This window comes from Formosa sp. A9 (genome assembly GCF_051200825.1).
GTDB lineage: Bacteria > Bacteroidota > Bacteroidia > Flavobacteriales > Flavobacteriaceae > Formosa.
On sequence record NZ_CP195158.1, the window covers coordinates 1,081,239 to 1,094,085 of the forward strand.

General features: G+C 34.8%; 14 protein-coding genes. 3 read left to right on the plus strand and 11 right to left on the minus strand.

Features of this window, described 5'->3' with window-relative positions; all coding sequences use genetic code 11:
• Positions 1 to 55: 55 nt before the first annotated feature.
• The 10 genes from ACR9EA_RS04795 to ACR9EA_RS04840 all read right to left on the minus strand — a co-directional run bounded on the left by ACR9EA_RS04795 (position 56) and on the right by ACR9EA_RS04840 (position 7,306).
• Complete coding sequence (locus ACR9EA_RS04795; protein ID WP_435138276.1) at positions 56 to 709, minus strand: hypothetical protein; 654 nt, start codon at positions 707 to 709, stop codon at positions 56 to 58.
• An 8-nt stretch (positions 710 to 717) separates the two neighbouring features.
• Complete coding sequence (locus tag ACR9EA_RS04800) at positions 718 to 1,119, minus strand: hypothetical protein (RefSeq protein WP_435138278.1); 402 nt, start codon at positions 1,117 to 1,119, stop codon at positions 718 to 720.
• Positions 1,120 to 1,207: 88 nt separating this feature from the next.
• The gene (locus ACR9EA_RS04805; RefSeq protein ID WP_435138280.1) at positions 1,208 to 1,690 is read right to left on the minus strand and encodes a hypothetical protein; all 483 of its coding nucleotides are present in this window, start codon (positions 1,688 to 1,690) and stop codon (positions 1,208 to 1,210) included.
• A 109-nt stretch (positions 1,691 to 1,799) separates the two neighbouring features.
• The gene (locus tag ACR9EA_RS04810) at positions 1,800 to 2,666 is read right to left on the minus strand and encodes an IS3 family transposase (RefSeq protein ID WP_435139812.1); all 867 of its coding nucleotides are present in this window, start codon (positions 2,664 to 2,666) and stop codon (positions 1,800 to 1,802) included.
• On the minus strand, positions 2,594 to 3,052 hold the full coding sequence (locus tag ACR9EA_RS04815; RefSeq protein WP_435138282.1) for a transposase: 459 nt from the start codon (positions 3,050 to 3,052) through the stop codon (positions 2,594 to 2,596). Before ACR9EA_RS04815 ends, ACR9EA_RS04810 begins: the two co-directional genes overlap by 73 nt.
• Before the next feature lie 95 nt (positions 3,053 to 3,147).
• The gene (locus ACR9EA_RS04820; RefSeq protein WP_435138284.1) at positions 3,148 to 3,597 is read right to left on the minus strand and encodes a hypothetical protein; all 450 of its coding nucleotides are present in this window, start codon (positions 3,595 to 3,597) and stop codon (positions 3,148 to 3,150) included.
• A 256-nt stretch (positions 3,598 to 3,853) separates the two neighbouring features.
• A complete protein-coding gene (locus tag ACR9EA_RS04825; RefSeq protein ID WP_435138286.1) occupies positions 3,854 to 5,245 on the minus strand; it encodes a T9SS type A sorting domain-containing protein in 1,392 nt (463 codons plus the stop codon).
• Positions 5,246 to 5,623: 378 nt separating this feature from the next.
• Positions 5,624 to 6,076: an IS200/IS605 family transposase gene (gene tnpA / locus ACR9EA_RS04830; RefSeq protein ID WP_435138288.1), complete on the minus strand. Its 453-nt coding sequence runs from the start codon at positions 6,074 to 6,076 to the stop codon at positions 5,624 to 5,626.
• Positions 6,077 to 6,085: 9 nt separating this feature from the next.
• Positions 6,086 to 6,307: a hypothetical protein gene (locus ACR9EA_RS04835; protein ID WP_435138290.1), complete on the minus strand. Its 222-nt coding sequence runs from the start codon at positions 6,305 to 6,307 to the stop codon at positions 6,086 to 6,088.
• Between the two features lie 96 nt (positions 6,308 to 6,403).
• On the minus strand, positions 6,404 to 7,306 hold the full coding sequence (locus ACR9EA_RS04840; RefSeq protein WP_435138292.1) for a DUF6602 domain-containing protein: 903 nt from the start codon (positions 7,304 to 7,306) through the stop codon (positions 6,404 to 6,406).
• A gap of 415 nt (positions 7,307 to 7,721) precedes the next feature.
• Here ACR9EA_RS04840 and ACR9EA_RS04845 point away from each other — a divergent pair, with 415 nt between their 5' ends.
• Positions 7,722 to 8,363, plus strand: a complete 642-nt coding sequence (locus ACR9EA_RS04845; protein ID WP_435138294.1) for a DUF6266 family protein — start codon at positions 7,722 to 7,724, stop codon at positions 8,361 to 8,363.
• Positions 8,364 to 9,245: 882 nt separating this feature from the next.
• On the opposite strand, the gene ACR9EA_RS04850 is transcribed toward ACR9EA_RS04845, so the two are convergent.
• The gene (locus tag ACR9EA_RS04850) at positions 9,246 to 9,518 is read right to left on the minus strand and encodes a helix-turn-helix domain-containing protein (RefSeq protein ID WP_435138296.1); all 273 of its coding nucleotides are present in this window, start codon (positions 9,516 to 9,518) and stop codon (positions 9,246 to 9,248) included.
• Between the two features lie 337 nt (positions 9,519 to 9,855).
• Between ACR9EA_RS04850 and ACR9EA_RS04855 the strand changes: the two genes are divergently transcribed.
• Both ACR9EA_RS04855 and tpx read left to right on the plus strand, forming a co-directional pair.
• Positions 9,856 to 11,838: a protein-disulfide reductase DsbD family protein gene (locus ACR9EA_RS04855; RefSeq protein WP_435138298.1), complete on the plus strand. Its 1,983-nt coding sequence runs from the start codon at positions 9,856 to 9,858 to the stop codon at positions 11,836 to 11,838.
• Between the two features lie 510 nt (positions 11,839 to 12,348).
• Positions 12,349 to 12,846 carry a thiol peroxidase gene (tpx, locus tag ACR9EA_RS04860; protein WP_435138300.1) on the plus strand — a complete coding sequence of 166 codons (498 nt, stop codon included), beginning with the start codon at positions 12,349 to 12,351 and terminating at the stop codon, positions 12,844 to 12,846.
• Position 12,847: the final 1 nt, after the last annotated feature.

A 12,847-nucleotide genomic window follows, 5' to 3' on the forward strand; every position in this document is an offset into this window, starting at 1 on the left:
AGTTGTTTCTTGTAAAAAATATATCTGTTTAAGTTACGTTGTAGGCATTAGTTTTTTATTCTATAAATTCCATTTCCACTAAAAAGTAATGAGGGATATTAAACTCTTTTCCAAATTGTTCAGGTTCAATATCTGAATAAGCAACTTTACAATATTGTCCAGCTCCACTTTCAGTTATATATGGTGTTATTACCGCTAATAAATAAAACGGTTTTAAAACATCCTTAATTAAGGGGTTTCTACCTCCAATAAAATCTTTTACAATATATCTACTTTTGTTTTTTTCTTGAAGCTTAAAATAAGAATGTTTACTTCCAAAACTTTTTCCTCTAATCCAAATTTTCAAATTCTCTTGGTCAATTTTGGTAAATATCTTTAAAGACATTGATGTAGAGTCAGTTCTAAAGTATTTATTTTTGCTCTCATCAAAAAGAGTATACACGTCCTTTAAATTCCCGTTTTCAAACTCCTTGAGTTTTAAAATGAACGCTTTGTCCTTTACAGAATTTCCATTAATAGTAAAATTAAATAGACCAATTTTTTCAAAGTCAAAATAATTCTGAAGGTCTTGATTTTTGGAGCCAATAGCAATGTTAATTTCTATTTGGTCTTTTGGGTTTATTGTTGTTTTTTGTTTTTCAATTAAATTAGAATTTTGAGCATTTAAAGTCAGTCCTAAAATGTAAATTAAAATTGTTATTTTTTTCATGATGTTTTTTAATTTACAAAAATGTATTCTACAGAAACCAATTCAATTGAATTAATCGTTGCTAAATCTAATGACTCTTCTTCGTCAAAACTAATAGTACAATCAGAATTTCCCTCAATCAAATAGCAGGGCGAAGAATCAGTTGCAATGTTTGAACTTATTAGTCCATCTATATTCAGTGTAACTTTATGCGCCCCGTTTACAGGAATATCGTTTGGATTTGTAAACGTTATTTCATAGCGTAATCTCGAAGAATTATTACCTGTATCTGGAGTAAATTCGAATAGTATAACTTCATGCGTTACATTTTGTAATTCAGTTTCTTCTTGAGTTATTGTGTCGTCATTTTCAGGGCATCCAAATAGAAGAACGAAAGCTGGGAGTAATAAGATAATTTTTTTAATGTTCATGTTTTTGTTTTTAATTTACCTCAACAATTGGATTTAAGCTTGTGCTGAGCCTGTTGTAGTTGTTTTAATTATATTTATAAATTTTGGGTTATAGTTTTCTATCAAATTCAGATTCATAATACCCGAATCTTATAGTTGCTCTATGGAATATAAACTCGGTTTCAGTTTCTGTGAATTCAATATTATCAAAGAATATTGTATAATTAGTATTATTTATTCCAGTATGTACTCTTCCAGAAAAAGAAGTGCCATCAGTTTCATAATCTTCATGCACTAAACTGTCATAAAATTCAAATGTTGTATTTCCTTCAAACAATCTTGCGCTAATTTTAGCATGAGGAACATTACTTGAATGTGTTTTAGTGTAATTTTCAAATCCCAAAAATGTAAATTCAAATCCTTCTCTATCACTAAAAGTCAAACAATCATTTTTTTCTATAATTGTCGATTCAAGAAACGCAATTTCTGTACAATCATAAATTTGTTCATTGCTTTCTTCGTTATTTTGCTCATTGCTTTCTGAACAAGATAAAACAGGTATTAGTAAAGCTAAAGTTAAAATTTTTCTCATTTTTCTGTATTATACTGAAATAGGTTGACCTTTTTTCGGTTCATTTTTGCACGATCAAACCATTTTTTTAGCCGTTTAGAAGGCAAAAAATAATTTGAACTAGGTCTTTTTAAATCGTTAGTTCAGGTAAACTTACATTATTTTTTCTATAGGATCTATATTTTATATTGGGATTTCGGTGAACTTCATCGGGCTTTCTTAGATCCAGGCTAAAATGGGTTCTAAGGTTGTTGTAAATATATACAGCTTGGTCTGTTAGTTTTTGAGCCATTTTGGTGTTTTTAATAGTTTGTTTTAGCCCATATTCATGTTTTAGCGTTCTGTTAATACGCTCAGCAACAGCGTTTTCATAAGGGTCGTATTGTTCTGTCATGCTCATTGTAATACCATTGCTCTCAGCAAAATCTGTGTACTTAGGATTGCAGTACTGTAAGCCTCTGTCGGAATGATGAATGAGTTTTTTCTTTGGATATTTTCTGTTTTTTATGGCCATATTAAGCGCTTCTAAGCAAAGCGAAGTTCTCATATGGTTATCAAGTTTATAACCCATTATTTTCTTTGAATAGGCATCGGTTATAATGGCAAGGTAATTATGGCCGTTTTCTGTTTTGATATATGTGATATCGCTAACCCATAGCTGTTCGGGCCGGGTAGGGACGTGGTCTTTGACTAGGTTTTTGTATTTTTTGTACATGTGGTTAGAGTTCGTGGTTGTGATGTAGTTTTTAGTTTTAGGAACCAGCAAGCTGTTTAGCCTTAAAAGCCTATAGAATTTATCTCTGCCAATTTTAATGTTGTTGTTGATAAGTTCCTGTTTTAGCTCTTTATACAGTTTGATTCCTCCTGTTTTAGAGCCTACTTTTTTACGGTAATCCTTAACTAAAGCAACTATTTTTTGGAGGTCTAATTCTTGTTTTTGTTGGTTTTTGATCCTTTTGTAGAAGGCTTGTTTACTAATCCCAAAACATCCGTAGATCCATTTTCTTTTAAACGGTCTTTCTTCTTTTTCTCTATCTCTTTTGCCAATGTTTTGGGCAATGACTTTTTTGACATATCTACGCCTGTAATGAGCTCCATATCAGCGATAATATCCTGTTGGAAGTCTTTTTGAAACTCTAGTTCTTCAATACGTTCTTTAAGTTTTTTGATCTCGTCGTTTTTGCTCATACCAGTATTTTGTTGTACTAATGTACTGTATTTTCTTAACCAATAGGAAATTGTTGTCCTTGGGACATCGTATTTTTTAGAAGCTTGGTTGTTTGAGATGTGTCCGGTTAGGATTTGGTCAACGACCAAAAGTTTGGTCTCTAAATTGACTTTTTGGTAGCTTTTTTTTTGCCAGTGTTCTTTTTGAGTTTTCATAAGTGACTGTAATTAATTGCTTAATTTTTGGTCAACCTATTTCAGGAAAATTCATTCTGTTAAGTATAGCTAACGGTATTGTATATAGTTTTTTATTATCTTTTTTCAGCATATTTAAATTTATCGAAGTTCTCTGGTAATTCATTTGTTACTGTTAAACGGTTAGATGTAATATTTGGTTTAATTTTAATAACCTTAGTTTTTTTGTCAATTTCAACATCGTGTTCACTTTTCATATTTACAAGGTCAATATGTAAGGCTTTAAACTGGTACTTTCCATTTTTGAGGCTAATAATAACATATTCACTCGCTCTAATTTGTCCTAATGCTTTATTGTTAATCCAAATGTTTAATCTAGCTGTATTATCAATTTTATGTAACATGTCTGCACCGTTATATATTAGTATTGTTCCGTTTCCTAACTTATCAAGTTCAACTTTTTTCAAGTCAGTTTCTATAAAAGTATAATCCGAAGTAATCGGTTTTAAAGCACAAGATGTAAGCGATAAGGTTATTGAGAATAAAATTATATTTTTAAGTGTCATTGAATGAATTTATGAGTTGTTTTTACAATTTTTAGAATAGTTGGTCAATTTACACCAAACTCCCGTGTACCCTAAAGCCAATACGTTATTTCTGGCAGCGAATATACCTTTTTTAGTTACGTTGACAGGGTTGTAATTAGCAATTTTTTGTTGGTGATATTACCTAACGGTTTTTAAATTTATTAAAAAAGAGGTTGTATGTTTTAAACGATAGTTTGTATCCTAAATCCAAACTTTACAGTAGTACCATAAAACACTATTTTACGATTAATTTTAATGTAGCATTTTTATTTAAAGCTTGTAGTTGTATAAAGTAAAGACCTTTTGTATAATTTGAAGTATTTACTTCAATATTCTGAATATCAAAATAACTTTGTTCCAGAACAGTTTTACCTAATACATCAGTTATTTTTAGTTTAACATCGCTATATGTAGTGCCTAAATTTATTTTAGACAAACCATAACTTGGGTTTGGGTAAATTAATGGTTCCGAGACAAATGAATTATCTACTATATTTAATTTTTCGCATTCTGTTTCAGTATTAACAAAGGTAGACGTGTTGTCTATATGTGTCCAGTTAGTGCTGCTCCAAGATGCATCATCTACAAAAATACATGTTAAATTCTTATTGTTTTCTGCATAAAAAAACTCCAATTCGGTATTAGCTCCATTTCTAATATCTAAACTGGTTAATTGATTACTGCTACAACTAAAAATTTCTAATACTGTATTAGTCCTCAAATCTAAACTTGTTAATTGGTTATTAAAGCAATTCAAAAAATATAACATTGTATTATTACTGACATCTATACTTGATAATTGATTATCACCAAAATCCAAAGACTGTAACATGGTATTACTACTCACATCTAAACGTGTTAATTGATTACTGCTACACCCCAAGGTGTTTAACGCTGTATTACTACTGACATCTAAATTTGTTAATTGATTAGTATCGCAATTCAAGACTGTTAACGCTGTGTTGTTACTCACATCTAAACGTGTTAATTGGTTGTTGTTGCAATACAATGCTCCTAACACTGTATTACTACTTACATCTAAACGTGTTAATTGATTATTGTAGCAAGACAATGCTTCTAGCGATGTAGTACCAATCAGATCTATATTTTTCAATGCATTATCTTCGCAGTTTAAGAATGTTAACATAGTATTTCTACTCACATCTAAATTTGTTAGTTGATTATTTTTACAACTGAAGAGTTCTAACATAGTATTACTGGTAACATTTATACTTGATAATTGATTATAACTGCAACCAAAAGTTTCTAACGTAGTATTACTACTGACATCTAAACTTGTTAATTGGTTATTACTGCAATTCAATTCTATTAATGCGGTATTACTACTCACATCTAAATTTGATAATTGATTATCAGAACAATTTAAAACCTGTAAAGACGTAAATCCCTCTAGACCTGTTAAAGAAGCAATGTCTTTTGATGAAATTTTTAAAGTTTTTATGTAACTAATATTAGCTGTAGGTACAACACCATCAATCGTAGGATTGGTGTCAATACCTAATTCTATTAATGCTTTTTCAAAATTCGGGTCTGGTATTACTGTGTTTTGAGACAACACAATACACGAAATAAGTAGGAAACTCCATAAAAGTAGTTTTGTTTTCATAAAAAATTGATAGTTTGGGTTGTAGTTTTCAAAAACGAATTTAAATTAATTAATCGCAAATCGTCAGTTTTTTACAATTACTTGTAAATTTTTTTAAAACTTCAGTTGCGAGTGGCTTGCGTTTAAGCGAGTTTCGCTATTAATGCTAATTCCTGCATAGTCGCAATCCAGCAAGTCGTTTCTTGTAATTAATATACCTGTTTTAGTTACGTTGGCGAGGTTGAAATCAGCAATTTTTAGTCAACCTACTCTAGAGCCAGACATTCGTTCATATAGCTTGTTTTAGTTGCCCCGAGGGGATATAATACATTAAGATAGGGTGAAGCCCTATCAAAGTGGCAGAGCCACAAAACCATAAGCCCCGAAAGGGCGAAATATCTAATCCCAAACATACTTCTCGTTATATTCTACATTATATTTTTTAAGAAAAGCACGGTATTCATCTTGAAATGTTTTCTTGCTATGGTGTTCGTGTTGATTAGCGATGTAGGCAATTACTGTGTCTATTTCAGAAGGATTTACCGAAAATGCTCCGTATCCATCCTGCCAATAAAAGTTTTCATATCCAGTTCCCTTTGTTTTGATCCATTTAGATGAATGTGATTTCAGTTCCTCCATCAGCTTCATCAAGGTTATCTTTTTGGATAGCATACAGAGTATATGAATATGGTCGCTGTAACCGCCTACTTTAATAACGGGACAGTCTAGTTTATTGCAGATGCCACCAAGATAAGCATGTAGTTCTGCTTCTATGGGTGGATGTATTAGCGGTTCGCGGTGTTTGGTGCTGAATATGATATGTATATAGTTTTTAACGAGAGACTGTCCCATATTTTTGTATTACGCCCTTTCAGGGCTTATCTTGTTTTTTGTTTTCTTTCCCGATGGGCTATACCCATCGTTAACAGATGTCGCCCCTTTGGGGCTTTCCAATTCTCCCGCTGGTTCTACAAGCTCACTACGGAATGCCTTTTGCAAAATAGATTTTTTCAGTGCTTCCAAATCATCTATTTTTTGTGGGTGTACCGCTTCTAGCTTTTGTGTTTTTTTGCTTGCGTACAAGCTCCAAATAGCCTCAACTCAATAAGTCGTTTCTGGTAACTAATATACCTGTTTTTTAAGTAGCAATTTTTTATAAACATGGTTATGCCCTGAGTTTTATTCATTTTCTTCATTTTTTAAATTTGCTCCGTAATAAATTCCTGGAAACTGTCCCTCAACAGGAAATTCGATGAAGTCAATTTTATGCTCATAAAAGGGTGGTCCGTATTTTATAAAACTTAAAGGATAGTCTGAAAAATTTGTGTTAATCATTAATTTTTCCAATAGTAAGGAAGTGAAAATTAAAAGGGCATTTTCTCCTGCATTGTGTAAATTCAAAAAAGCATTTCCTTTTGTCATATCGTCTTCGTCATAGACATATTGTTTTTCAAGAACCTTTCCTGCTTTTAGAAAAATGGTCAAGTCTGGATATTCTGTATGCACATTTTTTAATTCATCATTATCTATATTGTCTATGGTGAAATTTTCTCCGCCATTGAATATAAATGAAATGAATGGTAATATTTTAGGTGTTGAAAAAATTACATTTACCTTTTCGTTGTTTTCAACTGCTTCGACTTTGTGTTCTAAAAACTGAACTCTTTGCTCAATGTTTGGGGATTGTGGTAAGCTTGAAATTTTAGAAGCTGCAATCTTTTTAGTTTTAATGTCATTAAAAACATCTTTTGACCAGTTGGTTTTTATTTCCATTATTGATTTTACAGATTCAACAAAGAACATTGAGTGTCCTAAAAGTTTTAAGCTTGGAAAATTATGTTCATCCCAAATAATTAAGTCTGATTCTTTACTTTTTCCTAAAATACCGTAAACCATTCCTTTTCCAATGCCAAATCTCTTGGGTAAGATTTCTTTAAGATAAATATCAATCAGGTTTTCACGATGACTTCCTTTCAATGAAGAATGCTCAACTATCGCTTGATTTGAAATAGCGATTAATTGTTCTGATTTCATCTTAAAAAAAGTTTTAATCAAGTCATATGTTGATACTTTATCTTTCATTGAAGCAGTGTGTTTTTAACCTTGGGCACAACTTCCGAATTCCCTCAACCCAGCAAGTCGTTCTTAGCAACTAATATACCTATTTTTCAATACATCTGGCCATGTGCTGGCAGTGTGCTTCGAGATTTGTTTTAAAAAACTCGATTTTTAAAATATAAGTCCGAGCCAGAGACGAACAAAACCCGAACAAGACTCGAACAAAACCCCCTAAAAATCGCATTTTGGTGTCAGGAGCGGTCAGGAGGTGTCAATACAGGTCATAGAGTGTCATAGCGTGTCATAACGTGTCAGGAGGTGTCATAAGCGGTCATGTTAGGTCATAAGCAATCATGTGCGGTCAGGACGTGTCAACCATTTGTTTTTCAGTAAAATGCGTTTTAGTTTAGCGGCATATTAACCAAAAAAACCATGAATTATGGCAACATTTGAAAAAGGCATACTTGGCGGATTTTCAGGCAAAGTAGGCAATGTAGTCGGGTCGCGTTGGCGCGGCAAAAACGTAATGCGCAGTTTACCACAACGCGGTAATTATACCCCAACCGAAAAGCAGGCGGAGCAACGCGAAAAGTTTAAAATAGTTATTTCGTTTTTAACACCTATTAAATCGGTGCTCAGTTTGTATTTTGGTAGTAAACAAGGCGATAAGTCGTGCTACAATATGGCCACTTCGTACCACTTGCGCGAGGCGCTGGTAGCAGAACCTTTAGGCTACAGTTTAGATTTTACCAAGGTACTTATTAGCAAAGGCGATTTGCGGGGTATAGACAGCCCTACACTTGCCGCAGCAGCCAACCAGAACCTTAATGTAGGTTGGGCCGATAATAGTGGACAGGGCAATGCCAGCGCGTTCGATGTTATGGTGGTTGTGGTGTATGCCCCAGGCTTAGACACCTTTTACACCAATTTAAACGTAGCCACCAGAGACCAAACCAGTGCCACCCTTAACTTACCGCCGTTTATGGCTGGTTTTCAGGTAGCGGTTTGGGCAACCTTTGTGCAGGCCACCGGTACCCATGCGGCAATAAGTACCTATTTGGGCGAGGTTACGGTGCAATAACTACCCAAGCCCATTGTGGCACAGTAAAAAAGTCTGGCTAGGTTTACGGGTTGCGTAAACTGCACCAGACTTTTTTGTATAAGGGTATGGGTAACTTGTTGTAGTAATTTTTGCGCCACGAAAGCACGAATATTTGACATGGATTTTATAGAAACATTCGTGTATTTGTGGCTAAAATGCGCTCAAATGATCAGACTTTCAATCTGTTTTTAAACCTACGGACTTCCAGTCTATAGTGGTTATGGTATAGGTTTACTCTTTATTAGTCTCAGTCGTTAGTTTAAACTATGCAATTTTAGTGCAAGATTTTGAGTTTTTGTAACTATTTTTTTACGCTACGAATGCACGAATATTCGACATAGATTTTATAGGCATATTTGTGTATTTGTGGTTAAAATGAGCTCAAATAATCTGCCTTTCAGTCTGTTTTAAAACCAATGGACTTCCAGTCTATAGTGATTATGGTATAGGCTTACTCTTTATTGGTTTCAGGTGTTAGTTCAAACTATGTAATTTTGGTGCAAGACTTTGAGTTTCTATAACTATTTATTGCGTCGCTAATATTTGACATAGATTTTATAGAAACATTCGTGTATTTGTGGCTAAAATGCGCTCAAATAATCGGACTTTCAGTCTGTTTTTAAAACCTATGGATTTCTAGTCTATAGTGGTTATGGTATAGGTTTACTCTTTATAGGTCTCAGTCGTTAGTTTAAACTATGTAATTTTAGTGTAAGACTTTGAGTGTCTATAACTATTTTTTGCGCCACGAATGCACGAATATTTGACATAGATTTTATAGAAACATTCGTGTATTTGTGGCTAAAATGCGCTCAAATGATCAGACTTTCAGTCTATTTTTAAAACCTATGGACTTCCAGTCTATAGTGGTTTAGTTTTTATAGGTTGTAAGCTTTGCAGAGCGCCTTGTAACAAAAATTTGTTAATATAATTTTTAGGATAAATAACGGTGCGCCCCAACTTAAAGGCGGGTATGTTGTTTTTGGCGCGTAAGCGGTATAGTGTGCTCTTGCTTATGTTAAGGTGCGCCATAAGGTCTTCGTTCGTGTACCAGTCTTCGTTTAAAATCATGTGGGTGTCAAAATGTAAATCGGTGTTGTTTAGGTGTGGGGTTGGTAATTTTGGGTTTTTCATTGTATTATGGTTTTAATAATGCACCTAACGTGCTGATTGTTTACTAGTTAGTTATGGCTAATATAAGTATTTAACCTGTTGAAAAACAAGCTTTTGTAAAAAATACGTGTATGTACGTAGTTTTTAGGATTGCCATGTTGCCAATTGTTAATGTGTAAAATCAGGCGCTTTTAACGGCTTAGAGACTGAAGATAATCTATACAAAATGTTAATAATTTCGGTAAGTGTTCAAGATTCTTATTTTTGCAAGACCTTTAGAAGGGGATGGATTAATTTCGGCACCTTTGAAAGGATAAAGCAGATCTCACGACCTTTTTTTAAAAAAACTCAAATCTAAATGAGAAAACTTCTATTAGTATGCGTTATTTTAATAACGAGTATGGTTCAGGCACAAATATTGGAACCCGTAAGCTGGAGCACCAGTGTAGAAAAAATTTCCGATACCGAGTATAACTTGATTACTAAAGCTACTGTAGAGATAGGGTGGCATTTGTACTCGCAACACGTACCAGCCGATGGCCCAATACCTACCACATTTGTGTACGACGATAGTGCGGGTAACTTTACCATAGTAGGCAATACTACAGAAGGCGAGGGGCACACGGTAGACGACCCTGTATTTGGCATGAAAATTAAGTTTTTTGAAGGTGAAGCCGAATTTATACAAAAGGTAACCGTTACCAAAGCCACCAAAACCATTACAGGTTTTGTAGAGTTTATGGTGTGCGACGACACCCGTTGTTTGCCACCAACCGAGGTAGATTTAGAGTTCCATATTACCGATAATGCAGCGGCATCAAATACCGATCCTCATGCGCCACCAGCAGCTACCGAAACAGACAAAGACATAGTAGATACCATTAAAACCGAAGAAAAACAGGACGAAAATCGCGGTTTGTTCAGCATCTTTTTTATCGCCTTTTTATCGGGTTTTGCCGCTTTGTTAACACCATGTGTGTTCCCAATGATCCCAATGACGGTAAGTTTCTTTACCAAACAAAGTAAAAACAAGGCCGTAGGTATTAAAAATGCTATTATATATGGGCTTTGTATCATCATCATTTACGTACTTTTAGGTACCGCAGTAACGGGAATATTTGGTGCCGATGCGCTAAACGCACTGGCCACCAACGTATGGTTTAACATTATTTTCTTTATCCTGTTGGTTGTGTTCGCAGTGTCGTTTTTAGGGGCTTTCGAAATCATGTTGCCCAACTCTTGGGCCAATAAAGTAGATTCGCAAGCCGACCGCGGCGGATTAATTGGCATTTTTTTTATGGCCTTGGCCTTAGCCATTGTGTCCTTTTCGTGTACCGGGCCAATTGTAGGTACTTTACTGGTCGAAGCCGCATCTAAAGGAGGTATTGCTCCTATAGTGGGCATGTTAGGGTTTTCTCTGGCCATTGCTTTACCATTTGCCTTGTTTGCTGCTTTTCCAGGGTGGTTAAACTCCTTGCCAAAATCGGGCGGCTGGTTAAATACGGTAAAAGTAGTACTAGGGTTTTTAGAACTGGCCTTGGCATTTAAATTCTTATCGCAAGCCGATTTGGTATTACAAACCCATTTCTTAGAGCGCGAAGTATTTATCGCCATCTGGATTGCGGTGTTTGGTACCTTAGCCTTTTATTTATTCGGAAAAATACAATTGCCACACGATTCGCCTTTAACACATATTTCAGTAGGCCGTTTAGGTTTGGGACTAATTGTACTCAGTTTTACCATTTATATGATACCGGGACTATGGGGAGCACCACTAAATTTAATTAGTGCTTTCCCGCCGCCGTTAGAGTATAGCGAGTCGCCTTACGGGGTAGGCTATTCTAAAGTAGGTGGGGGCGTAGCGGCAGCCCACGGCGAGCTGCCAGACGGAGCGCACCTGTTGGCGCCACACGATATCTTGGCCTTTAACGATTACGATAAAGGTTTGGCTTATGCCAAACAAGTGGGCAAGCCTGTCATGTTGGATTTTACGGGTTGGGCTTGTGTAAACTGCCGTAAAATGGAACAGAACGTATGGCCAGAGCCAGAGATTTTAAATATTTTAAAGAACGAGGTGGTGTTAATCTCGTTGTACGTAGACGATAAGCGTAAGCTGGAAGCCGATGAGGTGGTAGAGTCGCAATTAAAACCAGGCAAGCAATTAAAATATATTGGACAAAAATGGAGCGAATTGCAAGCGGTAAAATACAAAGCCAACTCGCAACCGTTCTACGTGCTTATGGACCACGACGAAAGCAATTTAATGGATCCGGTAGGTTACACCCCAGATGCCGACGAATATCACGCGTGGTTAAAAGCGGGTTTAAATAAGTTTAAATAATCGCGAAACGGTTTGTTTTGTAAAGAAATCACTTTGGTCTGTATAGATTAAAGTGATTTTTTTTGTTAAAAACAATAGCATCCGCAACAGATTTTAAAACGGACTGTTATAATTCGTGTTAATTATGGTGGGGTATTCTAGATCGAGTTTTGTTTTTAATAAACCCAAACTTCGGCCTATCGAAAGTTTATTGTAAAATAGCATCATGCGTTAGTGTTTAAAATATGTTGTCACTTCGAGCGCAGTCGAGAAGTCATTACAATTTCTGCTTTAAAGAGAAGGTCTCGACTGCGCTCGACCTGACATTAGTTTGTTAACACAGCAGATTGCAAACGATTAAAAACGTAAAGCAAATTGTAATACGGATAAAATGAACACATAAATCATTCAAGAAATCATAACCATCATCACAACCACAAAAAATACATTTTTATTAAAAAATTGTAAAACCATAAATTAGAATATCAATTATTTGTATTTTTAATCTTCAATTAAAAAAATAATTCAATTATGGCAACAGTAACCTTAAAAGGTAATGCAATAGAAACATCGGGCGAACTACCAAAAGTAGGTAGCAAAGCACCAGATTTTACATTAACAACGGTAGAGTTAGGCTCTAAATCGTTAAGCGACTTTAGCGGAAGCAAAGTTATTTTAAACATTTTTCCGAGTGTAGATACTGGCACTTGCGCGCAATCGGTAAGAGAATTTAATAAAACTGCCAGCGCATTAGAAAATACAAAAGTACTTTGTGTATCTCGCGATTTACCATTTGCACAAGCGCGTTTTTGTGGTGCTGAAGGTTTAGAAAATGTAATTTCGTTATCGGACTTTAAAGATGGTAATTTTGGAAAAGCTTACGGTGTAGATTTTACAACCGGACCGTTAGAAGCACTATTGTCTAGAAGTGTAGTGGTAATAGATGAAGAAGGTACTGTAAAATACACCGAACAAGTTGCCGAAACTGTAGACGAACCAAATTATAAAGCGGCCTTGGCAGCGATATAAA

What these genes read in the sequence shown, in the direction of transcription:
- ACR9EA_RS04855 (WP_435138298.1), top strand. Translation starts at nt 9,856, where the DNA reads ATGAGAAAACTTCTATTAGTATGCGTTATTTTAATAACGAGTATGGTT.
- ACR9EA_RS04840 (WP_435138292.1), bottom strand. Translation starts at nt 7,306, where the DNA reads ATGAAAGATAAAGTATCAACATATGACTTGATTAAAACTTTTTTTAAG.
- ACR9EA_RS04825 (WP_435138286.1), bottom strand. Translation starts at nt 5,245, where the DNA reads ATGAAAACAAAACTACTTTTATGGAGTTTCCTACTTATTTCGTGTATT.
- ACR9EA_RS04800 (WP_435138278.1), bottom strand. Translation starts at nt 1,119, where the DNA reads ATGAACATTAAAAAAATTATCTTATTACTCCCAGCTTTCGTTCTTCTA.
- tpx (WP_435138300.1), top strand. Translation starts at nt 12,349, where the DNA reads ATGGCAACAGTAACCTTAAAAGGTAATGCAATAGAAACATCGGGCGAA.
- ACR9EA_RS04795 (WP_435138276.1), bottom strand. Translation starts at nt 709, where the DNA reads ATGAAAAAAATAACAATTTTAATTTACATTTTAGGACTGACTTTAAAT.
- ACR9EA_RS04820 (WP_435138284.1), bottom strand. Translation starts at nt 3,597, where the DNA reads ATGACACTTAAAAATATAATTTTATTCTCAATAACCTTATCGCTTACA.
- ACR9EA_RS04815 (WP_435138282.1), bottom strand. Translation starts at nt 3,052, where the DNA reads ATGAAAACTCAAAAAGAACACTGGCAAAAAAAAAGCTACCAAAAAGTC.
- ACR9EA_RS04845 (WP_435138294.1), top strand. Translation starts at nt 7,722, where the DNA reads ATGGCAACATTTGAAAAAGGCATACTTGGCGGATTTTCAGGCAAAGTA.
- ACR9EA_RS04805 (WP_435138280.1), bottom strand. Translation starts at nt 1,690, where the DNA reads ATGAGAAAAATTTTAACTTTAGCTTTACTAATACCTGTTTTATCTTGT.
- ACR9EA_RS04850 (WP_435138296.1), bottom strand. Translation starts at nt 9,518, where the DNA reads ATGAAAAACCCAAAATTACCAACCCCACACCTAAACAACACCGATTTA.
- tnpA (WP_435138288.1), bottom strand. Translation starts at nt 6,076, where the DNA reads ATGGGACAGTCTCTCGTTAAAAACTATATACATATCATATTCAGCACC.